Annotated in this window: 20 protein-coding genes; 11 read left to right on the forward strand and 9 right to left on the reverse strand. The window is 33.9% G+C overall.

Features of this window, described 5'->3' with window-relative positions; translation table 11 throughout:
- Positions 1 to 2 precede the first annotated feature (2 nt).
- The 6 genes from ABWH96_RS19835 (at position 3) to ABWH96_RS19860 (ending at position 6,197) form a co-directional block, all read left to right on the forward strand.
- A complete protein-coding gene (locus tag ABWH96_RS19835) occupies positions 3 to 356 on the forward strand; it encodes an STAS domain-containing protein (protein WP_375579226.1) in 354 nt (117 codons plus the stop codon).
- Positions 340 to 756: an ATP-binding protein gene (locus ABWH96_RS19840; protein WP_375579227.1), complete on the forward strand. Its 417-nt coding sequence runs from the start codon at positions 340 to 342 to the stop codon at positions 754 to 756. Before ABWH96_RS19835 ends, ABWH96_RS19840 begins: the two co-directional genes overlap by 17 nt.
- A 91-nt stretch (positions 757 to 847) precedes the next feature.
- The gene (locus ABWH96_RS19845; RefSeq protein ID WP_375579228.1) at positions 848 to 2,995 is read left to right on the forward strand and encodes a peptidylprolyl isomerase; all 2,148 of its coding nucleotides are present in this window, start codon (positions 848 to 850) and stop codon (positions 2,993 to 2,995) included.
- Positions 2,985 to 3,878, forward strand: a complete 894-nt coding sequence (locus ABWH96_RS19850) for a peptidyl-prolyl cis-trans isomerase (RefSeq protein WP_375579229.1) — start codon at positions 2,985 to 2,987, stop codon at positions 3,876 to 3,878. Before ABWH96_RS19845 ends, ABWH96_RS19850 begins: the two co-directional genes overlap by 11 nt.
- Positions 3,859 to 5,211 carry a peptidylprolyl isomerase gene (locus tag ABWH96_RS19855; protein ID WP_375579230.1) on the forward strand — a complete coding sequence of 451 codons (1,353 nt, stop codon included), beginning with the start codon at positions 3,859 to 3,861 and terminating at the stop codon, positions 5,209 to 5,211. Before ABWH96_RS19850 ends, ABWH96_RS19855 begins: the two co-directional genes overlap by 20 nt.
- A gap of 5 nt (positions 5,212 to 5,216) precedes the next feature.
- A complete protein-coding gene (locus ABWH96_RS19860) occupies positions 5,217 to 6,197 on the forward strand; it encodes an AAA family ATPase (RefSeq protein ID WP_375579231.1) in 981 nt (326 codons plus the stop codon).
- Here the strand turns inward: ABWH96_RS19860 and ABWH96_RS19865 are convergent.
- A complete protein-coding gene (locus tag ABWH96_RS19865; RefSeq protein WP_375579232.1) occupies positions 6,194 to 6,709 on the reverse strand; it encodes a TrmH family RNA methyltransferase in 516 nt (171 codons plus the stop codon). The genes ABWH96_RS19860 and ABWH96_RS19865 overlap by 4 nt on opposite strands.
- Positions 6,710 to 6,778: 69 nt before the next feature.
- Positions 6,779 to 7,918 carry an AI-2E family transporter gene (locus ABWH96_RS19870; protein WP_375579233.1) on the reverse strand — a complete coding sequence of 380 codons (1,140 nt, stop codon included), beginning with the start codon at positions 7,916 to 7,918 and terminating at the stop codon, positions 6,779 to 6,781.
- Positions 7,919 to 8,205: 287 nt separating this feature from the next.
- Here ABWH96_RS19870 and dnaK point away from each other — a divergent pair, with 287 nt between their 5' ends.
- The gene (gene dnaK / locus ABWH96_RS19875; RefSeq protein ID WP_375579234.1) at positions 8,206 to 10,143 is read left to right on the forward strand and encodes a molecular chaperone DnaK; all 1,938 of its coding nucleotides are present in this window, start codon (positions 8,206 to 8,208) and stop codon (positions 10,141 to 10,143) included.
- A 337-nt stretch (positions 10,144 to 10,480) separates the two neighbouring features.
- Positions 10,481 to 11,137 carry an outer membrane beta-barrel protein gene (locus ABWH96_RS19880; protein ID WP_375579235.1) on the forward strand — a complete coding sequence of 219 codons (657 nt, stop codon included), beginning with the start codon at positions 10,481 to 10,483 and terminating at the stop codon, positions 11,135 to 11,137.
- 238 nt (positions 11,138 to 11,375) lie between these two features.
- Here the strand turns inward: ABWH96_RS19880 and ABWH96_RS19885 are convergent, their stop codons facing one another.
- From ABWH96_RS19885 to ABWH96_RS19910, 6 genes are all read right to left on the reverse strand, one after another.
- Positions 11,376 to 11,852: a DUF4168 domain-containing protein gene (locus tag ABWH96_RS19885; RefSeq protein ID WP_375579236.1), complete on the reverse strand. Its 477-nt coding sequence runs from the start codon at positions 11,850 to 11,852 to the stop codon at positions 11,376 to 11,378.
- Between the two features lie 124 nt (positions 11,853 to 11,976).
- Positions 11,977 to 12,558 (reverse strand): TIGR00730 family Rossman fold protein, encoded by a 582-nt coding sequence (locus tag ABWH96_RS19890; RefSeq protein ID WP_375579237.1) that lies wholly within the window; start codon positions 12,556 to 12,558, stop codon positions 11,977 to 11,979.
- Between the two features lie 29 nt (positions 12,559 to 12,587).
- Positions 12,588 to 13,124, reverse strand: coding sequence for a DUF4269 domain-containing protein (locus tag ABWH96_RS19895; RefSeq protein ID WP_375579238.1), 537 nt, complete (start codon positions 13,122 to 13,124; stop codon positions 12,588 to 12,590).
- 192 nt (positions 13,125 to 13,316) lie between these two features.
- On the reverse strand, positions 13,317 to 13,622 hold the full coding sequence (locus tag ABWH96_RS19900; protein ID WP_375579239.1) for a type II toxin-antitoxin system RelE/ParE family toxin: 306 nt from the start codon (positions 13,620 to 13,622) through the stop codon (positions 13,317 to 13,319).
- Entirely contained in the window at positions 13,606 to 13,842 is a 237-nt protein-coding gene (locus ABWH96_RS19905) for a hypothetical protein (protein ID WP_375579240.1), read from the reverse strand. The genes ABWH96_RS19900 and ABWH96_RS19905 overlap by 17 nt, the downstream gene beginning before the upstream one ends.
- A gap of 39 nt (positions 13,843 to 13,881) precedes the next feature.
- Positions 13,882 to 15,225, reverse strand: a complete 1,344-nt coding sequence (locus ABWH96_RS19910; RefSeq protein ID WP_375579241.1) for a dihydroorotase — start codon at positions 15,223 to 15,225, stop codon at positions 13,882 to 13,884.
- A 34-nt stretch (positions 15,226 to 15,259) separates the two neighbouring features.
- Between ABWH96_RS19910 and ABWH96_RS19915 the strand changes: the two genes are divergently transcribed.
- The 3 genes from ABWH96_RS19915 to ABWH96_RS19925 all read left to right on the forward strand — a co-directional run bounded on the left by ABWH96_RS19915 (position 15,260) and on the right by ABWH96_RS19925 (position 20,187).
- Positions 15,260 to 16,579, forward strand: a complete 1,320-nt coding sequence (locus ABWH96_RS19915; RefSeq protein WP_375579242.1) for a DEAD/DEAH box helicase — start codon at positions 15,260 to 15,262, stop codon at positions 16,577 to 16,579.
- Positions 16,580 to 16,820: 241 nt separating this feature from the next.
- Positions 16,821 to 18,023 carry an MFS transporter gene (locus ABWH96_RS19920; protein ID WP_375579243.1) on the forward strand — a complete coding sequence of 401 codons (1,203 nt, stop codon included), beginning with the start codon at positions 16,821 to 16,823 and terminating at the stop codon, positions 18,021 to 18,023.
- A gap of 151 nt (positions 18,024 to 18,174) precedes the next feature.
- On the forward strand, positions 18,175 to 20,187 hold the full coding sequence (locus ABWH96_RS19925) for a hypothetical protein (RefSeq protein ID WP_375579244.1): 2,013 nt from the start codon (positions 18,175 to 18,177) through the stop codon (positions 20,185 to 20,187).
- A 202-nt stretch (positions 20,188 to 20,389) separates the two neighbouring features.
- Here the strand turns inward: ABWH96_RS19925 and ABWH96_RS19930 are convergent, their stop codons facing one another.
- Positions 20,390 to 22,765, reverse strand: coding sequence for a prolyl oligopeptidase family serine peptidase (locus tag ABWH96_RS19930; protein WP_375579245.1), 2,376 nt, complete (start codon positions 22,763 to 22,765; stop codon positions 20,390 to 20,392).
- Between the last annotated feature and the right edge of the window lie 161 nt (positions 22,766 to 22,926).

Consider the following 22,926-nt stretch of genomic DNA (forward strand, 5'->3'; position numbering starts at 1 on the left):
GTATGATTAACATAACAACAAATATTGAGGGGGAAGATCACATCCTAATGGTAGAAGGTGATGTTGATGCTAGTTCTAGTATTCATTTGGATGAAGCTTTAACTGAATTGGCAAATGATGAGTCAGTAAAATTTATTTTAGTAGACGGAACACAATTAAATTATATTTCGTCTGCAGGTTTAGGGGTTTTTATGTCTTACATAGACGATTTTAAAAATAAGAATATCAGAATGGTTATATTTGGTTTAAGCGAGAAAGTATTGAATGTATTTCAAATTCTAGGTTTAGATCAATTGATGACTATAGTAAGCGATAAGAAGGAAGCGAAGGAGAAGTTACATGAAGTTCAATCTTAAAGTATATTGCGAAAAAACACGCCTTAAGGATATTCGGGAGTTTATAACCGAGAAGTTAAAGGCATATGTTCATGATGATTTAGAAATCAATCAAATGGTTTTGGCAGTAGATGAAATCTGCGCAAACCTTATCATCCATTCTAATTATTGTAATGCCAACGAGGTTATTAATCTTGAAGTTTTTGTAGAAAAAGACGGTGTTACCTTTGAAATTTCTGATGAAGGTGAAAAGTTTGACGTTAATAATTATAAAGAGCCTTCCATTCAAGAAGTAGTGCAAACCAAGAAAAAGGGAGGGATTGGCCTCATGTTGGTTAGGAGAATCATGGACAAAGTTGAATTTATCCATAAAGAACAAAAAAACACTTGCATATTGCATAAAAGGTTCAAACACAACTAAAAACAATAAATTAATCTCTTCACTGTTTGCCTTAAATTTTCCCGTGTGAATCCATTTATATAAATTGCCATTCAAAATTCACTAAAGCCAAATGAGGAACATCAAAGGTTTATTAATACCCCTTTTATTTATATTTATAAGTTCTTGTAAAACAACACAAAAAACCTCTACATCCGAGGAGAAACAACCTTTATTCACAATTGATTCTTTATCGGTATATCCAGATGAGTTTATATATGCCTATGAAAAAAGCAATAAAAATAAAGGCGAAATTGAGCCGATAGAAGATTATTTGGATTTATATATTGACTTTAAATTAAAAGTACTTGAAGCCAAGTCAGAGGGTTTAGATACTACTCAAGCTTATTTAAATGAGTTAAATGGCTATCTGGAAGAAATAAAAAAACCATACCTAACTGCTGAGAAAGTAAATAAGGAACTTGTTAACGAAACTTATGAGCGATTGCAAAAGGAGGTAAATGCAAGCCATATCCTTATCAGAGTAGATAAGGATGCAAAAGCTGAAGACACTCTTAAAGCCTATCAAAAAATAAGCGAAGTTAAAAGGAAATTTGAAGCTGGTGAAAGTTTTGAAGCACTGGCAAAGACATATTCTGAAGACCCATCAGCTCAAAGCAATAATGGATTATTGGGTTGGTTCACTGCCTTTCAGATGGTATATCCCTTTGAATCTGCTGCTTATAATACTGAGGTCGGTAATATTTCACCTATAATCCGTACTCAATTTGGTTATCATTTAATTAAGGTAAATGATAAAAGAGAAACCTTAGGAAGAATTAAGATTGCCCATATCATGAAGCGATTCCCGCCACAGGCATCAGCTGATGACTCAATAAAAGTTGAAGAAGAAATCAGAGATATTTATGATAGACTAAATGAAGGAGAAAACTGGTTTATTCTTGCCACTAAAGAGTCAGAGGATTTAAACACTAAAGATAATGGCGGAAGCCTTCCTTGGTTTGGTGCGGGAAGCCTACCACCCTCTCTTGAAACACCAGCTTTTGAATTAGAAGAAAAAGGAGATATCTCCCAACCAATAAAAAGCCCTTATGGCTGGCATATTTTGAAATTAGAAGACAAAAGAGGAGTTGGTAGCCTGGAAAGCATGCGTGAAAGTTTGAGCAGAAGAGTTCAGCGCGATCAAAGGTCTGAATTGAAAGAGGTAGAAGTCATAAGAAAATTAAAAGCAGAAAATAATTTCACTAAAAGACCAGAGGCTTATAGCCTGTTAAAATCGAAAAGTGATGTTGGCATTGAGAAATTTAAAAAGAGGGAACTGGAAATGGTTCTATTCACAATTTCTGATAAGGAATATTCAATTGATGACTTTTTGAGAAGTTATAATTCTTCTGAAACCCTAAGTGAAGAGCTAGAAAAATTCGAGAAATCAGAACTTATTCAATATGAAGAAGAAAACCTTGAAATTAAATATCCTGAATACAGGTTTTTAAGACAAGAATACAAAGACGGATTACTTCTGTTTGAAATAATGAACCAAAAAGTATGGAGTAAAATAAGCGAAGACTCGACTGCTTTAAAAGAATTTTTTAAAGAAAACAAAAGCAACTACAAAAGCAGTGAAAAAATTAAAGTCGCTCGAATTGTCTTTTCAGACACTTCCTCAATAAAACCCTTTAAAAAACCAATAAATGGGACTTACTTTCCGTTAACTCCAGAGTTGGAATATGATAAAACAACAAAATTGAGCAAACAACTATCAATAGACAATAAGGATGAAAACAAAGTATTTATAAATTTGAAAATCCCAGAAAACATTAGTCAAAATGATTCATTAAGCCTATTTAAGGATTTAAATCAGTCTTTTAGTAATATGGAAGTAGTGAACCTTATCTATTCCGATGAAAATAAAATATATTTGCAGTTGCTTTCGGAGGCAAATCAATTTTTAGCTGCTAATAATAGCAGTATTGAGTCTGCATCTACTGAAACTTTGGAAAAATCTGAAAACTCAGTTTGGTATAATAATAGTGAGAAAGATTACAGTAAAAATGTGACAAAAAATGGGATGATAGAATTTAAATATGCTTTAGAAAGCTATCCTCCAAAACAAAAATCTTTTGATGAAGCAAGACCAGAAGTGATGGAAGATTACCAAAAACATCTTGAAAAAGAATGGTTAGAGGCATTAAGTCAGAAGTATACTATCACAGTAAACGAGAAAATATTAAATAAAATAAATTCAAAAATTGAAGAATAAATTTTTTACCATATTACTATTTCTAATCTCAATAAATTTTTGGGGTTGTGACTATATCAACCTTAAAAAGCTGGGTAGTGAGGAACAAACAGTTGAAGAAGTGAAAATTCCTGTGGCTAAAGTTGGGAATTCCATGCTTTACCAAAAAGATTTGACTGGAATAGTAGCAAAGGATATTAATCCAAAAGATAGTGCCAATTTGGTTAACCGATATGTGAATTCATGGATAAAAAAACAGTTACTTATATCCGAAGCTTCTGAAAAAATAAATTTTGATCAAGCCTCTATTGAAAGAAAAGTGTTGGATTATCGTTATGCTTTAATGGTGCATGAATACAAAAAGTACCATGTGGATAATAATTTAGACACTATGGTAACTAATCAAGAGATCATGGATTATTACCAAAATAATAAAGATAATTTCGAACTGAAGCAGAATATCATTAGAGGTTATTTTATTACGGTAACCAAAGATGCTCCTAAAATTGACCAGTTAAAAAAGCTAATCAATTCTGATAAACCCGATGATTTTAAAGAATTAAAGTCATATTGTTTTCGATTTGCAGAAACGTATTTCTTAGAAGACTCAGTTTGGATAAATTTTGATGAGGCCATTAGGAATACTCCTTTTGTAGGGGTGACTAACAAAGTGGATTTTTTAAGGTCAAATAAATTCGTAGAGGATTCGAATGAAGAAAACCTTTACTTTTTAAGAATAAAAGAATATAAAATTTCAGACCAAATATCCCCATTGGAATTTGTTAAGAATGATATCAAGCAAATAATATTAAACAAAAGAAAAGTGGCAATAGCCAACCGATTAGAAGAGGAAGTTTTTGAAAATGCGAAGAGTTCAAATAAATATGAAATTTACAATCAATAGTCATAAATCAACAATCATTGTTTTGGCACTTATTATGATGCCATTTTTATCTTTCAGCCAATCTGAAGGAGAAGTGGTGGATAAAATAATAGCTAAAATTGATAATTACATCATTCTGGAATCAGATTTGGCACTTGCCTACAAAGATTATTTATCGCGAGGTGGAAATCGAAATAGCCCTAATGCAAGATGTGAAGTTTTGGAAAACCTCATTGTTAATAAATTAATGTTGGCAAAAGCAGAAATTGACTCTGTAACCGTTTCAGAAGCTCAAGTAGAGGCTCAATTGGAAAACCGTATGAAAATGATGGTTCAACAAATAGGCTCGGAGGAGAAAATCGAAGAGTATTATGGCAAGACGCTTGATGAATTTAAAGTTGAGATAAGAAGTGATGTGAAAGAACAGATGGTAGTAGGGGAAATGCAACGTACCATCACTGCTGATATTGAAGTTACTCCACGACAGGTGAAAAATTTCTTTGAAGATATCCCGAGAGATAGTCTTCCATTTTATTCTACTCAAGTTCAGGTTGGTCAAATTGTTAAAAAACCAACAATGAGTAAAGAAGCAAAAGACAATATCAAGGCACGTTTAAATGGGTTAAGAGAAAGAATTTTGGAAGGAGAAGATTTCGAGGATATCGCTAGATTATATTCCCAGGAACCAGGAGCAAAGAATTCTGGTGGGAATATTGGCTTCTTTGAGAGAGGCCAATTAGCACCTGAATATGAAGCAACAGCATTAAGATTGAAACCAGGTGAGATTTCACAGCCTGTAGAAACGGATTTTGGTTTTCATATAATTGAGCTATTGGAAAGAAGAGGAAATGAATTTAATACCCGTCATATTCTTATTCTTCCAAAATTCACACAAAAAGATATGGACAAGGCTGTCAATTTTTTAGATAGTATTCGAACATTAGTCATAAATGATAGTATAACATTTGAGGCAGCTGCTGCTGAATACTCAGATGATATGAATACCTCCTCTAGTGGTGGATATTTTATGGAAAGTGAAGAAGGAGGAACAAAAATTTCTGTGGATGAGCTAGATCCGAATGTTTTCTTTACCATTGATACAATGGAAGTGGGGAGTATTACAAAACCGCTTATTTTCAGACAACAAGATCGTTCGGAAGCAGTTAGGATTTTATTCTATAAAGATAGAATTAAACCACATAGAGCAGATATTAGAATAGATTATCAAAAGATTAAGCAGGCGGCATTAAATAAAAAAAGAAGTGAAAAATTGGCAGAATGGTTTGAAGAGTCTAAATCTGATGTTTTCATTGTTTTAGATGATCATTATAAAAATTGCCAAATTCTTAACTGATCAATATGGAGAAATTTGAAAATGAAGTGGAAGCTGCAAATGCTTTACATGAAAAATTTGAAAGCTTAAAAAAAGAAATTTCCAAAGTTATTGTTGGCCAAGATGAAGTGATTAGGCTAGTAATAAGTTCATTTTTCTGTCATTCACATAGCCTTTTAGTGGGCGTTCCAGGCTTAGCAAAAACTTTATTGATCAATACAGTAGCTTCTGCTATGAATTTAAAGTTTAATCGTATTCAGTTTACGCCCGATTTAATGCCCTCAGATATAATTGGGGCTGAAACATTAGATAAAGACCGTAATTTCAAATTTATTAAAGGCCCAATTTTTAATAATATCATTCTGGCAGATGAAATCAATAGGACTCCACCTAAAACACAAGCTGCATTACTGGAATCTATGCAGGAAAAAAATGTGACGGTGGCAGGTGAAACTTATGCATTACCAGACCCATTTTTTGTACTAGCTACTCAAAACCCGATTGAGCAAGAAGGAACTTATCCTTTGCCAGAAGCTCAACTAGATAGATTTATGTTCAATATTACGTTAGACTATCCTTCGTATGAAGATGAGTTAGATATTGTGAAATCTTCTGGACAAGAGCTTGAAGGGGTCAATGCAGTAATGTCATCTGAAGAAATACTTTATTTCCAGAAACTAGTAAATAAAGTCCCTGTAACTGATAATGTAATTGAATTTGCTGTAAAGTTGGTTCATAGCACAAGACCTAATACTGAAAAGGCTTTCAACATTACCAATGAATATTTGGAATGGGGAGCTGGCCCGAGAGCCTCTCAGTTTTTGATTAAGGGTGCAAAATGTAATGCTTTACTTAGCGGAAAATATTCTCCCGATATAGAAGATGTAAAAGCTGTTGCCGTTCCAGTTCTTAGACATCGCTTGGTGAAAAACTTTAAAGCTGATGCAGAAGGTATGAGCATTGAAAAAATAATTGAAGAGTTGATTTGGAAGGTAGAAAACAACTAAGCCTTATTTATTTTTTCAGTAACTTTATATAAACCAATTGCTAAAGCATTCACTACATTAATAGAAGAATTATTTCCAAACATGGGAATATGATAGTGATTTTCACAAAGTTGGAGTAGTTTTTCAGAAATGCCTTGTCTTTCAGAGCCTACTATTACAACCGTCTTTTTATATTGATCTGCTTTAAAATTCTGAATAGGTTTACTCTTGTAAGTAATTTCCAGAGCAATTGATTGATACCCTGAATCGGTAAGCTTTTTAATTTTATCTTCCCCTTCAGGCAAAAATTCGTAATTCGTGGTTTTATAAGTATTCCTTGAAGCCCTTTTTACTTTAGTGGTTAAATCAATGGCGTGCTCACCAACGAAATATATCTTCTCTACTCCAAAGGCCTCAGATAAACGCATTATCATCCCCATATTTTCAGGAGTTCGGATATTCTCAGCCATTAAAACAATTTGATGTTCTATTGGAGCACTTTTAAATTCATAATGTGATTGTTGAATTTCCACTTTACAAAAATATGGATATTATGATGATTAATTCTCCTTTATAATCATGGAATTTAGAATAATTATGGGCTAATCTTTCTTATCTGATTTATTGAAGAATCTTTTAATATTTGTAAATAAATCTGCATGTGTTTCTCCTGGAGCCATATGTATTTCTGTTCCTATTAATGATGAAATAGGTTTCAAAGGTTCGAAATAATTGCAAAAAACTTTAAAAATAGCCATCATAGGCACTGAAAGAATCAGCCCTGCAATTCCCCAAATCAATTGACCAATCATTAGGGTAATAATTACAAATAATACACTTAGCTTTAAATTCTCCCCTATTATTTTAGGATTAAGCACATTACTTTCCAGTAGTTGACTCAGCCAAAACAATCCTATCACACTCACTGGGTACACTAAGGAATCATAATTGAAAATCGTGAAAAGCAATACGATGCTGGCTCCCATTAATGAGCCTATATATGGAATTATACAAAATAAAGCAGGCAAAAAACCAAAAAACAAGGGATATTCAATCCCAATTATTAATAATCCTGTAGTATTTATTGTTGTTAGGATAATAATTAAGAGTAAATTCCCTAATACATAATTTCTTCCAACCTTAGAAGCTTCTACTATGGCATTTCCAATATTGTTTCTTGTTTCTTCATTTCTTCCAAATTTTTTAACAGCCTTAAGTAGCCCTTTTCTATAGTTTAGAAATAGAATGGTGAAAACGAGAAACAATAGAATATTTCCCAATGATTTTAATATACTACTAATTACCTGGGGGAGAAATTTATTATTATCTACAACCTCCTTGGCTTTGTTCATTACCTCGGGAGTTTTCAGATTTTCTTTAAGATCGAGGTTCTTATTGATAGCTTCCACTATTTTGTTAACCGTATCAATTAATTGATTCTGGAAGGATCCTAACTGATCAATAATCTTAATAATCTGATTAGAATACAAAAAGATTACTGTACCAACTATACTAATTAAAGTAAGTATGGTAACCAAAATAGCTAAAAACTTCGGGAAGGATTTACGCTCCAAAAAATTAACTACCGGTAAAAGAATAAATGAAAGTAAGAGACCAGCTGCTAAAGGAAAGATGACAGGCTTACCTATCCATAAAATAGTTATACCTGCTATAAATACAATCATTTTCAATGCTATAGAGGCATAAAAAGTAAATTCTGGATTTCTATCTGGTGTTTTCAAGGTACTTACTGTGACGGGGAAAATAAAGAATAGGTTACTTAAGTACTTAATTAAGATTTGTTAAATTCTGTGAGGTATCCTTATTTGTCATTAATCGCAACTATTTTTTTTGATCAATGACAAAATAAAGGTTTTTCAAAATCAAATGGATACAAAAGCTGCCGAATTCCCATGAAACCAATTTACAAATGTCATAATGTCAGATAAAATGAATGCATCTCCTATTGGCACATCCATTGTTACTTAATGTGAAAAATGAATTTAGAATTAGAAAAATAAAATAGATCATGGGAAAAATTATTGGAATTGACTTAGGTACTACCAACTCCTGTGTGGCGGTAATGGAGGGTAATGAGCCCGTTGTCATCCCCAACAGTGAGGGTAGAAGAACTACTCCTTCAATTGTAGCGTTTTTGGATGAAGGGAAAGGCGAACGAAAAGTAGGTGATCCTGCAAAACGTCAAGCTATTACCAACCCTGCCAATACAATTGCATCAGTTAAAAGATTTATGGGTAAGAAGTTTTCTGAGGTTTCAGAAGAGAAAAAAATTGCTTCTTACAAAGTTGAATCTGGAAATAACGATACAGTTAGAGTTAAAGTAGGAGATAGAAATTATACTCCTCAAGAATTATCTGCAATGATCCTTCAGAAAATGAAGTCAACTGCAGAAGATTACTTAGGACAAGAAGTAACAGAAGCTGTTATTACAGTTCCTGCTTACTTTAATGATGCAGAGCGTCAGGCAACCAAAGAAGCTGGACAAATTGCAGGTTTAGAAGTAAAAAGAATTATCAATGAGCCTACAGCTGCTGCTTTGGCTTATGGATTAGACAAAAGAGATAAAGATCAAAATATTGCCGTTTACGATTTAGGTGGTGGTACCTTTGATATCTCTATACTAGAATTAGGTGATGGCGTATTCGAAGTAAAATCTACCAATGGTGATGTTCACTTAGGTGGTGATGACTTCGATCAAGTAATCATCAACTGGTTAGCAAACGAATTCAAAGAAGAGCAAGGCATTGACTTGAAACAAGACCCAATGGCATTGCAAAGATTGAAAGAGGCTGCTGAGAAAGCTAAAATTGAGTTGTCAAGTTCTACTGAAACAGAAGTGAACTTGCCTTATATCATGCCAGTTGATGGCGTGCCGAAGCACTTGGTAAGAAAATTAAGCCGTTCAAAATTCGAGCAATTATCTGACGACTTAGTGAAAAGATCAATGGCTCCGGTTAAGAAAGCTTTAGAAGATGCTGGTTTATCTCCTTCTGAAATTGATGAAGTAATCTTGGTAGGTGGTTCAACACGTATCCCAAGAATTCAAGAAGAAGTGGAGAAATTCTTTGGTAAGAAACCTTCTAAAGGAGTTAACCCTGATGAGGTTGTGGCAATTGGTGCTGCGATTCAAGGTGGTGTATTAACTGGTGAAGTAAAAGACGTTCTTTTATTGGATGTAACACCATTATCATTAGGTATTGAAACCATGGGTGGTGTAATGACTAAATTGATTGAATCGAATACTACGATTCCTTCTAAGAAGTCAGAAACATTCAGTACGGCCTCTGATAATCAGCCTTCAGTGGAAATCCACGTATTGCAAGGTGAAAGATCAATGGCAAAAGATAACCGTTCCATCGGTAGATTCCACTTGGATGGTATTCCACCAGCGCCAAGAGGAGTTCCTCAAATTGAGGTAACATTCGATATTGATGCCAATGGTATTTTGAATGTATCAGCCAAGGATAAAGGAACAGGAAAAGAGCAAAAAATTAGAATCGAGGCTTCTTCAGGATTATCAGAAGAGGAAATCGAAAAAATGAGAAAAGAGGCAGAAGCTAATGCTGAAACTGATAAGAAAGAGAAAGAGAAGATTGATAAAATCAATCAAGCTGACTCTTTAATATTCCAAACTGAGAAGCAAATGAAAGAATTTGGTGACAAGTTATCTGAAGGCAACAAAACTGCCATTAACGATGCTTTAGCTAAATTGAAAGAAGCACATAGCAGCCAAGATGTTGAAGCAATTGATAGCTCAATGGAAGGCTTGAACAATGCATGGCAAGCAGCTTCACAGGAAATCTACCAAGCGCAGCAAACAGCCGGTGGTGCTGAAGGACAGCCAGGCGGAGACGCTGGTCAGGAACCACAAGGCGAAAGCAGTGATGGTGTAGATGATGTGGAATATGAAGAAGTAAATGATGATGATAAAAAAGATTCTAAATAAAAATCAGTAAATCATAAATTTTATTGAAAGCCTCTCAGAGAAATCTGAGGGGCTTTTTTGTTTCAACAAGTTCCAGTATAAGTGTTTTACTTATGGTGCAGTTTAAAACAGTAACCGATCAAGAATATTCAAATACTCCCTGAAATTACACTTGTAAAAAATCAGTGTATTGATATATTTGAAGATAGGGTCAGACTAAATGAATTTTAACACTATCTTCAAAATTTTTGTTTACACACTTTGTGGGATAGTGTCATTTATTTAAATGGGATAGTGTCACATATTTAAATAACTTTGACAACTTAAAGCAGAATATAATTCTTACTATTTCTATTTTATGAAATCACTACTACTCTTTATTGTCAGTATATTGATAAGCTTCTCTTCACTAGCTCAAGCAGATGAAATCGATTTTGGTATAGAGATTGGTTTATCAAAGCCAAAAATTATTTCTAATATCGACATCTTTGATTATACTGATGCATCTTTTCGTCCTTCAATTTCACTTTATTTAATGAAGAACTTAAATAAAAATTGGTCCTTTGAAGTAGGTATTGGCTATTTAGATTATCGGTTTGAAAATGAGAACAATTACGTTTTGGTCAATCCTGACGGCACTTTTATTAATTTATCAGGAGTGAAAAATTTCCTATTACTAACACTCCCATTAAAAATAAAGCGTCATTTTAACAATAACGGATTGTATTATTCAGTTGGATTGACTAATAAAATCTTATTTGACGCCTATATGTACCTTCAAAACACAGAAAACAATAAAAAAAATCAAAGAGAAACAATAGGAGCTCAGTACAGTACATACGCATTAGCAATTGATGGAGAATTTGGATATGAGTATTCAATATCTAGTAAAATGCGACTTTTCACTTCTTTTAAATGTAGCACTGATTTAATTGATCTAGATCCAATAGCTTCCAAGAAGGACGATTATTATGTATTAGTGATACCTTCCGTTCAAATTGGCTGTGTTTTTTAAATCTATTCATTTCCTAAGTAAGGATATATTTATGTAGTGATTGATGGTAAAGAATTAAAGATTCAAAAAAACATAAAGAATTTCCTTTTAATTTATTAATGAAAGATGTTGTTATTCAAGAGGATAGAATTGTAAAAGCGTTAGCTAAATAACTTAAAATACTGCACTCAAAATCATAAAAAAAAAGACCACTCATTTTGAAAATGAATGGTCTTTTTTATGAAAAAACAATCTACTATTAACCTTTTGATTTAGCTTGAACAACAGTATCAACTTTTTTTCTGAATTCCTCATCTTGTTGATAAGCCATCATAATTTGTTGATACTTCTCTTGGCTAATATCGTGCTCATCCAATGCGGCAATCATTTTCGACTGAGTTTCCTGGTTATTGGCCATAATATCCTGAGCAGCGGCATTAAAGGCCTCCATTTCTTCAGGGCTGGCCTCCTCATCAGACTGACCTTGCTGAATAGCTACAATCTCATTAAATCTTTCCAATTCTAAATCATTATCTTCAATGATACCCATCGCTTTCTTTTCAGCCTCTTGCTGCACTTTTGTCACATCTAAATTTGCTTCAACAAATGTTTCTATTTCCTTATCAGTGTAGTCAGTTGAAACTTCTTGTTGCTGCATTGGCATTTGCTGTTGTGCAAATACTACTACTGCAAACAATGACATTATAGCGGTTGCAAAAATTCTTCTCTTCATCATTTTATGGTTTTGTTTAGATATAATTTTACACCCAAGGCAACGAAGGAGAGGTATATTGTTGCCTTGAATTGTGGAATTTTTGAAAGTTCTTTAAATACTGAAATGAAATAATAAAATACTGAAATCAAGTTTCCGATTCCAGTATCCATTTTGGTGTTTCAGGAGCCTGATATTGCTCCATTTTAGTTAATAGATTATTAATATCATGATCGCTCAGTAGCATTTCTCTATTAATATCCTTCAAAAAGTCTTGTGCTGTCATTTGAGAAAGCATATCTAAAAGTGGTTGATAAAAATTTTCCATATTCAATAAACCTACTGGTTTTTTATGCAAACCCAGCTGTCCCCAAGTCAGGATTTCAAATAGTTCTTCCATGGTGCCAAATCCTCCTGGCAGTGCTATAAAACCATCTGCCAAATCATGCATTTTTAGTTTTCGTTCATGCATAGAACTAACCACTATCATTTCAGACAATTCGGTATGGGCAACTTCTTTAGTTTGCAAAAAATCGGGAATAACACCGATCACTTCTCCCTTTTCACTGAGAGCGCCATCCGCAACTGCCCCCATTAAACCAATTTTAGCACCACCATAAACAACACCAATATTTTTTTGAGCTAAAATTTTACCTAAAAGAAATGCTTCTTCACTATATTTTCCGTTTTTACCTGCGCTTGAACCGCAGAATATTGTAATTCTCTTCATATCTAATGATAACTTAAATTTAAGTAATATCAAATGATTTTATGTTGCTTTCCATATCCCAAAAGGGTCTGATAGGGGTCTCCTTTCAAATTTAACAATTGAGCAAATGCAGGTTCTGTTTTCATACCCGATTCCTTCAAGCTTATAATTTCTTTTTTGAAGTCTTCACTTCTAGCGTTTAATACATCATATTCAATCAACATATGCTGAAATGCAATTTGCTGATTGGAAGGGATGTTTTGTGCAAATATTTCTACAGGAAAGGTATCCAACTTAAAACGGATAATTACTGTAGGTTCATCCTGAAATATTTTTTCCATTATAGAAAATTGGGGATAATTGCTAAAATGTTTTTGAATATCATCTTTAAACACCTGCTTATCTTCGAATGAGCATACGATATCTAAATCACTATCTTTAATGGCAATGTCAATAGGAATGGTTCCAACCAAAAGAGGCTGGAAATTTGCTAACTTTTCCATGACTTTATTTTCAGCCAACACTTCATAAGCTTCTTTTTGGTGCTGGCTTCCATTTTTGAGATAGTCGATTGATTGGAAATTCATTTTGTTGTTTTGATTTAACAATTATGTATTTTGTTAAGTGAATAAAACGATTCGATAAACTGTTGTTCCATAACAACAAACTTATGGTTTAAGAAATATTTCCTTTCTTACATCTAAAATTTTGTACACCAATCATATTCAGGATAGATTTATTTTAGTATTTTATTAAGGAATCTTGCTAGATAAGATATATCAAAGTTCTCTTTTATCAGGATTTTTATAATTATTGAAGAAAGATAAAATAATAACAGATTTTTCGTCTTCATCTATCTCGTAATAAAGACTATTATATTTTAAGATAACAGCTTTGTGAATATTCTCTTTTTCAGATTTGGGATATAACCTTGGATTTTCTTCAATGAGATTAATTGTGAAGTCAATGGCTTCTTTCAAGTTAACAGTAACTACCTCAGGCCATCTATTTTTTAAATAATTTGAAATCTCTTCTAATTCACTTAATGCTTTTTCAGTCCATAAGACCTTATAGCCATTTTCCATAGCGCCTTTTTGCTTCCGATTGAGAAATTAAGTTTCCTTTTTTAGCATCTTCTCGTCCCAACCTAATAGACTCTTTTTCGGCTTCAGATAAATCCGCCCAAAAATCCTTATCTGAATATCTTTTTATATCCTCAATTTGACGCAATATGGCATCATTTTCTTGGGCATTAATCCAGCTTATCAGATCTCGTTTTAAATCCTCTGTTTTGGTATTCTTCATATTTTCAAGTTATCATTTATAAAACTCAAATCAAATAAATTAAATTCCATTGGTTTTAAACAACATCCTCTCTCCCACTCCTGCTTCAATTATATTTCCCTTATCATAAACTTTCTGTCCATTCACGAAAGTGCTTTCAATGGATGACTGGAAAGTATGTCCTTCAAAAGGAGACCAACCGCATTTGGCTAAGATATTTTCTTTAGTTACTGAATATTCCTTATCCAAATCTACCAAAACGCAATCTGCATGATAGCCTTCACGGATATAGCCACGATCTTCTATTCTGAATAAAATAGCCACATTGTGAGATGCTTTCTGAGCAATTTTCTCCAGACTGATTTTTCCTTGTTTATAAAAATCCAATAAGGCTAAAAGACTGTGTTGAGCCAAGCTGCCAGATGGAGCAGAAAAATATTTATTTTGCTTTTCCTCTAAAGTGTGAGGTGCATGATCGGTGGCAATCACATCTATTTTATCATCTAATAACGCCTGGAAAATCGTGTCTCTATCCTGAGCGGTTTTCACCGCAGGATTCCATTTAATGAAAGTGCCTTTTTCTTTGTAATCAGCGTCTGAAAACCATAAATGATGAATACAGGCTTCTGCAGTTATCTTTTTCTGCTCTAAAGGAATGGAATTATCAAATAATTCGGTTTCCTTTCCAGTGGAAATATGCAGTACATGCAGTCTAGATCCATGTTCTTTTGCCAATTTTACTGCCATTGAAGATGATATATAACAAGCTTCTTCAGAGCGAATAATGGGATGCATGCCAATAGGGACATCTTCGCCATATTCTTTTTTGAATTTTTCTGTATTGGCTCTGATAGTAGCTTCATCTTCACAATGCGTGGCAATCAACATAGGAACTTTAGAAAAAATATTATTGAGGGTTTGCTCATTATCCACCAACATATTTCCAGTTGAGCTACCCATAAAAACCTTTACCCCGCAAACTTTTCTTGGATCTGTTTTTAAAACCTCCTCAATATTATCGTTGCTGGCCCCCATGAAGAATGAATAGTTGGCAATAGAGTTTTTAGCCGCAATCTGATATTTGTCTTCCAGTAATTCCTGAGTCAAAGCATTGGGAACTGTATTAGGCATTTCCATAAAGGAAGTTATCCCTCCAGCCACAGCCGCTCTTGATTCAGTGAAAATATTGGCTTTGTGGGTTAAGCCCGGTTCCCGAAAATGCACTTGATCATCAATTAAACCCGGTAAAAGATATTTTCCATTGGCATCAATTACTTCATCTGCCTCCTCCGCATTGATGCTGGAAGCAATTTTTTCGAAGCGACCGTTTTTCATCAGTACATCTAACTGCTGAATTCGCCCTTCATTTACTATATTTGCATTGACAATCAGAATGGTTTTCATATTTCAGTTAATTTTTTCCTAAAGAACAGACTTCATGTCGCAAGATACCGCATCCTTTCAAGATTTTAAACTCAACAAACAATTATTCAATGCAATTGATGATTTGGGTTATCAAAAACCTTCTGAAATACAAATTAAAGCTATTCCAAGGATTTTAAATGGGCATGATGTAATTGGTATAGCGCAAACCGGGCCCGGGAAAACTGCTGCTTTTGTCCTTCCCATGTTAATGAAACTAAAATATGCTCAAGGTCATGATCCAAGAGCATTGATCATAGCCCCTACTCGTGAATTGGCGATGCAGGTTTATGAAAATATTTTGGAATTAGGGAAATATACTGATTTGCGAACGGTTTGCCTTTACGGTGGGATTGGCACCAAAAAACAAGCCGAGGAAGTTGCCCAAGGATGCGATATTATTGTAGCCACTCCTGGAAGATTATTGGATATTTACAATGCAGGCGTTCTGAAAACCAAATTGATTAAAACTTTTGTGTTAGATGAAGCCGACCGTATGATGGACATGGGCTTTATGCCTCAAATCCGAAAGGTTTTGGAGCTTCTGCCTATGAAAAAGCAAAATCTATTTTTCTCTGCCACCTTCCCTGAAAAGGTTGAAAAATACGCTTATGAGTTTACAGACTTCCCCGAAAAAGTAGAAGTAACGCCTGAAAACATGACTGCTGAATTAATTGAGCAATCTTTATATCATGTCCCAAATTTCCTTACTAAAATCAATTTGTTGAAATACCTACTTGACAAAGAAGAATTCAGTAAAGTCTTGGTATTTGTACGAACCCGAACCAATGCCAATAATGTATTTAATTTTGTGGAGCGGAAAATCACAAAAGATTCTCGTGTAATCCATGCCAATAAAGCACAATCCACTCGGATTAATGCTATTAAAGACTTTAAAGAAGGTAATATTAAAGTATTGGTCAGCACAGATGTAAGTGCCAGAGGAATTGATGTAGATGAAATCAGTCATGTTATCAATTTTGAGGTGCCCAATAAATATGAGGAATATGTGCACAGAATTGGAAGAACAGGCAGAGCCGAGCATCATGGCATAGCCATCAGTTTTGTCGATCCTTCTGACATTTATCATATAGAAAAAATTGAGGAGCTAATCAGCCAAAAAATTACCGTTAAAGAGCTTCCTAAAGAGGTAGAATTAATGGAAACCATGCCCTCAGAAAAAAAGGATATGGAGCAGGAAATTGACCGCCAGAAACATTTAGAAAATCCTGACTTTAAAGGCGCATTTCATGAAAAGAAAAAGAAGAATCTGAGCGGAAAGGCCAGGGATAAGGCTTTTGGGAATAGGCCTAAGGATAAAAGGAGGAAGAAGTAAGTTGGCAAGTTAGCAGGTTTTCAGGTTAGCATGATTTCTAAGTTAGCCAGAATTGATGATTTGATTAACTGATTTGTTGATGATTCGATGTGCTGAAGTGCTGATGTGCTGATGAATTGTGCAAAGAACTTTTTGTCAATTGGTTTTTGTCAATTGTCTATTTATTAGAAATATCAGAAGAAGCGAGAAATAGAGTTAAAGCAGTCTAGATTCTATACTCTTGATTCTAAAAATCTATCAAATGAGTAATTGGAAAACATTATTTACAGAATATAAATACATTTTAAGTTTGGGCTTTGTCTTTGCCTATTTTTCCAGTTTTGGGCAGACTTTCCTGATTTCGCTTTATGTACCTGATATTGAAAGTTGGTTGGGACTCAACAACACTACAATGGGTAGTTTGTATGCCGGAGCCACAGTAGCTTCTGCTTTTACTTTGCCTACTTTGGGCAGTTTATTTGACCGAATGAAGTTGGGCAGTTATATGGCTATGATTTTAATCGGCTTAATGACCGCCCTTCTGGTTTTATCTTTCTCCATGCATATTGTCATGGTTTTTGTTGGGCTTTATATGTTAAGGCTTTTTGGACAAGGATTGATGAGCCATACAGCAGTTTCCACTATGTCGAGATATTTTGACACCAATAGAGGCAAAGCTATTGGGATTGCAACCACAGGTCATCCATTTGGAGAAGCCACCATGCCTGTTGTCATTACACTTATTATAGGATGGTTAGGTTGGCGAGGTTCATTACAGTTTAATGCAGCCATTGTTTTAGTTTTTATAATGCCATTGGTTTACTGGCTCTATAGTAAAAAGAATAAAGAGCAAGTTCAATCTGAGTCTAAAATTGATTTGGGGAAAAGTAAAGTCAGTGCCTGGAAAATCCTTAGTAATAAGGCATTTTTAATAATTGCCCCTGCTGTTTTCACCTTAGGATTTACGAACACTGCTATTTTCTTCTTTCAACTTAAACTGGGGGCTGCAAAAGGCTGGAGCGCTGCCTGGGTTTCCTCCTCTTTAGCTGCTTTTGCAGGTGCTAGCGCCTTGGGTATGTTTGTAGCTGGACCCTACATTGATAAACTGACGGCTAAAAAATTATTCCCTTTTGTCTTGATTCCTTATGTCATTGGAGTACTAACGCTTTTGATTAGTGACTCTCGTATCATTTACCCTCTAGCATTAGCTTTAATGGGCTTTGCTCACGGATTTGGTAGTACTGTGAAAAATGCGCTTTTCGTTGAAGTCTTTGGAGTAGATATCATCGGAAAAGTCAGAAGTTTATTTGTAACGGTCATGGTTTTAAGTACTGCTTTAGGCCCTTTATTTTTTGGAGTTTTAGTTGATGCAGGTTATACTTTTAATGAAGTTTTTCTCAGAAATGCTATTGGGATTGCAATTGTGATTTTGTGGAGTTTTAGAATTAAAAGATTCCAATCATGACCCATCCTTAATGTCCTATTATATTATTGGTCTTTCATTACTAGATTAGAATTAACTAGCTAAAGATTCTAGGTTCAAATTTTGATTTCCGAAACATTTTTTTATGTTCTATTAATGTATGTAAAATATTTGGAATCAAAGATTTGAAGCTATGATCAACTTTTTACAGTTAAAAAAACTAACCTTATTCATCCTTTCAATTATCACAATTTCAGCTGCTTGCTCAAAAAATATAAATGCACAAAGTGCAGAAGAAGATTTTAAAAGTCTTTTAAAAGAGGAAGCAGAGGATTTTAAACTATTGAGTCAAGAATTTATTAAAAACAAATCCAATGAGTATTTATTAAAATCCACTTATAAATATGATAATAATGGGGAAGAGATAAAAGTACCAGTACTAATGGGATATCCTGGTGAGTCAAATTTAAAAGAAGCTGGAGTTAGCAAACCAAGCTCCATTCATGATATTTATTTTGGTTTAAATTTTGAAACCTTAGAAGGAAAGCTTGAAGGATCAAAATTATACGGATTAAAATATGAAATTGAAAAACTACTTAATAAGGAAAAATTGGTAAAGTGGCAGATACAACATGGTGATATTCTGAATGATTTGCCTGTATTAGCCTTATTCCCTTTAGATGTAGAAAATTTCCATTTCAAGAGTATGTCCATCTACCAAGGACCTTCTTCTAGAAACCTAAGTAACTCTGTAAATTATTACAACCAGCAGCTTAATAAGTCAGTAGAAGTAATAATTGAGCACGGATTGAAAGCCAGAATAAATTTTGAAGTTTGTGACAAATCCTCTACATATTCCGTAAATGGGAATGAATATAATGTAGAGAAAAACACATCCAGAAGAAATAAAACAAGTCTTACTTTAAAATATTATCAAAATGAAATTTTAGTAACCCTCAGAACGGAGGCTGATGAAAACCGTGATCTGGAAGCCGAATTAGAGGAGCTAAAACCTTTGCTGGTAGCTTTGGATATAGAAGCCATGGAGCAATTTGAATTTTTTTCAGTTCAACAACCATTTGAAAATGTATCCAATATACCTATGGAAAAAGATATTTTCAAAGACTTCATCACCATTCAAAATGATGATTATAATTTGGATAAGGTGACTACTCGAGAAGACAAAATGATAGTAACTTATCATATTTCAACTCCGCCAGAACAGGCAAATTTTAAACTTCACCTTGCATATGGTGATTTCGGAAAGGAAATCAAAGGCAGTATAATGAGTGTGTACAGAATAAAGCGATTCACCGTATTCGAAGAATTTGAATGCGATAATGCTGAAGATAATAGAAAAGATAATCTAGATAAGATAAAGGACTCCTTTTCATTTGACAAAATAAATATTGCCCGCTGGGAAAAAGAAAATATAGATTTTTCAAAAGTTAATTCATTAATTGATTTAATGCCTGCTCAAATTGGTGATTTCAAAATCACTATTTTAAGTCCTGACATGTACGATCCTGAAGCGAAATTCGCTTACAAAAATGAAAAAGGTAAGGAAATCAAAATGGCATTTACTTATGGTGATGAAGCCATAAAAGAATATCTTCAATACCAATTGATGACATTTAATAAAAATGAAAATAATATTAATGGTGTATTAAGCGTCAAGAATTTCAATTACCAATATATTGTAAAAAGAGATAATCTTATTGTCTACACTTTTGATGACAACCTATTAATTGCTTTTTACATTGATAGCGAAGGAAGTACGATAAAAAAAACCAAGGCAACTTTAAAATCATTTTTAAGGGAATTTGAAATTGAGAAAGTCTTGAACTGGGAGCGCCCAAAAGATCATAAAATTACCTTCCCCAGAAAATCTAAAGATGGTGTCGATATATGCTTAGATACAAAATGCATGGAAGAAAAACTAGCCAATTGCGAACCTGCCGTATTTGGGGGACGGTTAAGTCGAAGGCTAAGCGTATTCTATCAAATTGAAGAATCAAAAGGTAATCACTGCAAACTCGCTATGATTTATGACCACAATCCAAATGACGATTGGGAAGGAAAACCTTTATATTTCACCATTCCGAAAAATGGTGATTTTGATAAAGAAGTAGTTCAAAAAGTTACCGATTGCTTGGAAGGAAAAAGTGATGATTGTTCTGGCCCCTTATTAGATGAAATTGAATAGGACTTAAGCAAGTATCATATTTTGATTTCTTATAGGTGCTACTGCCGTAACAAATGATTTAATTTTAGTTACCAATAACGAACAGCAGTTCACACGTTTTTCAAATATTAAAATAGAAAACTGGGTGAGTTAATAAACTCAGGATATTAACTTTATAAAGGGCATTCCAAATTCCATGAAATGCCCTTTTACTTATTACTTACTACTCCTTCAACGTATCTTCAAACAGCTCAAAAATCCTTCGATACTCATCTGTCCAGCTACTTGGCTCTACGAATCCGTGGCTTTCGACCGGGTAAACCGCCATTTCCCAATTTTCTTTGCCTAATTCGATTAGTCTTTGAGATAATCTGACTACATCTTGGAAGTGCACATTGGTGTCCACCATTCCATGAGCAATTAACAAATTTCCTTCTAAGCCTTCAGCAAAATAAATCGGTGAACTTCTTTCATACGCAATTGGGTCTTCCACTGGTGTATTGAGAATATTGCTGGTATAGCCGTGATTATAATGCGCCCAATCTGTTACCGAACGAAGCGCAGCACCTGATTTGAAAGTTTCTGCTTCATTAAATAAAGCCATTAAAGTGATAAAGCCACCATAGGACCCACCATAAATGCCAATATTGTCTTTATTTACACCCAATTCATTAACCAGATACTTAGCTCCATCTACTTGGTCGCTTAAATCTTTGCCGCCCATGTGGCGATAAATTCCTGTTCTCCAATCTCTGCCATAACCAGCACTTCCTCTGTAATCAATATCCAAAACAGTATAGCCATTATCCGCTAATAAATTATGGAACATATATTCCCTGAAATAAGAACTCCACCATTGATGGGCATTTTGTAAATAACCCGCACCATGTACAAAAATCACAGCTGGTTTACCATTGCTTCCGCCTTCTGGCTGATAAAGACGCGCATGAACTTCTGCTCCATCTTCTGCTTCAAAGGTGATGTATTCAGGAGTTCTCCATTCATAGGACTGAAATTCATCAGAAATGGAGTTCGTTATTCTTTTGGCTTCCGAATTAGCTTGATTATTCATTACATATAATTCCCAGGGCTGAGTAGCGGTACTTTTTCTGAGAGCTATTTTACTTTCGTCTGGAGATAAAGCATATTCCATTCCGCCTTTATCAGCAGTTAATTGCTCCATTTCTCCACCATCAACTGGCATTTTAAATAAATTTCGAATACCCGGACTTTCAGGATTGGCTAAGAAATAAAAATGACTTTTATCATTAGATAAATTCACATCATAAATCTCAAAATCCCCTTTAGTTAATTGCTTTTTCTTCTTTTTGGTTTTACTCAAATCCACTGAATACAGATGACTGTAACCACTTTCTTCAGATTGGAAATAAAGGGTTTTATTATCAGCTAAAAAGCCTTTTGTAGAACCGCCCCAAGCATAGCCAACTCCCGGACCTGCAATCCAAGCTTCATCTCTTTGTCTGTCAATTAAATCTAATTTGGCAGTTTCAGGGTCGAGCAAAAACAACCATCTATCTTTATTATCAGTAGCCCTGGCATCAATAATTGTATATTTTCCATCTTCAGAAAATAAAGGAGATTGGAAAATCATTTTTCTGCTCTCAAAATCTTCTTCTTCTCTTTCAGGATAATCACTCCAAAATTCCGGGATTTGATTCAGTCCTTCTACTTCATCAATGCTTACCATTTTATTTTCTCTAGTTTTGAGATTAAAAACTCCCAACTCCATATGAGCTTGCTCTCCACCAACTTTTGAGCGAGCATTCAAATCTTTTGTATAGCCAGATTCAGTCACATAATCAGGGACAATGGTATTATCATCCCCATTTGGAGAAATATATAATCGGTAAATAACATAATTTCCATCAGGACTGATACTGGATTCAATTAATCTTTTACCATCTAGATAAACAGTAGGAATTCCTTTTGAATTAATGCTCTCTTTATATTCATCAGATTTTTCTTCTTTCTCTTTCTTTTCTTTTAGTACACTGATTAATTCAAGCTGTTGATTATTTAACCAATTCTCTTTATCCGATTTTTTAGCTGATTTCTCTTTGGGTTCTGCCTCTTTGCTAAACTCAATCAATTGACGGGTTTTTCCAGTTTTTCTATCCCAGCTAAATATATTGTTATCTACTACATAAAATATCTTCTCCTCATTTGATAAAAAGCCGGTATTGGAAATTCTTTGTGAGCTCTCAATCAAAGGCTCGATATTTCCAGTTTTGATTTCGGATAGATATAGATTTCCATTTCTTATAAACAGCTTTTCTGTTTTTGCTTTATTATAAACACCATTTCTATCAGGATAACTCATTTCCTGCTCATGACTTATTGGGATAATTTCATCCTTATCAAAATCATAGGCATAAAGTGAATCTTCAGGATTGTTATCAGGATTCCAGTTGAAAAATAACTGATCACTATTTTCGCCCCAATAAAAATTATCAGGTGAATGTCCAATCCATGCTGGGTCACGCATAATTTTTTGAACACTTATCTCCCCTATATCTTGAGAGATTAGACTAAGCGTATGGAATATTACTAAAATAAAACTTAAAGATATTTTCTTCATTGGAATGCTATTTTAAAACGGTAGGCTTAAAGTACTCTATTCTGATAGGAAGTGAAAATGAAATTTGATAAAAGGAGGATCTGATGAACCAAAAATAAAGTTAATTTAACTTCAAACGTAAATAAAAATGATAATTATCACATTTAATCATTTTTAAATGA

Source organism: Marivirga tractuosa (assembly GCF_042140215.1).
GTDB classification, from domain to species: Bacteria; Bacteroidota; Bacteroidia; order Cytophagales; family Cyclobacteriaceae; genus Marivirga; species Marivirga tractuosa_A.